Annotated in this window: 1 protein-coding gene; it reads right to left on the bottom strand. The window is 24.4% G+C overall.

Annotated elements, in window-relative coordinates:
- Positions 1-365, bottom strand: a 365-nt coding sequence (locus C4S77_RS03025; protein ID WP_146106028.1) for a hypothetical protein, incomplete at its 3' end; no start/stop codon positions are given.
- Positions 366-373: the final 8 nt, after the last annotated feature.

A 373-nucleotide genomic window follows, 5' to 3' on the forward strand; every position in this document is an offset into this window, starting at 1 on the left:
CGATATTCGAATGCATAAGAAATCTTAAATTCACCTGTAACGGCATCTTTTCCTTCGATGGTTAAAGGATAATTATCATTATCATAGGTAATGTTATAAATGATTGATTCTTCAAGATTACCATTATAATAATAATCCATACGTACTGGATTATTTTGGGATAAGGTTAAATAAAAGTCATTATTAATCATAATCTTAAAATACGGATTATATTCTTTAAAAGGATTGATTTTTTGATCGTATGAAAATATATCTTTAGCATCATCAACTTTATTATATAAAAGTGTTTCTATATTATTTGCTGAATTATAAGTATACATATAATTAAGAGCTGTATCAGAACATAATTTGTCATTACATGACATAGTTAATA

The sequence above is a fragment of the Apibacter adventoris genome (assembly GCF_002964975.1).
GTDB lineage: Bacteria > Bacteroidota > Bacteroidia > Flavobacteriales > Weeksellaceae > Apibacter > Apibacter adventoris.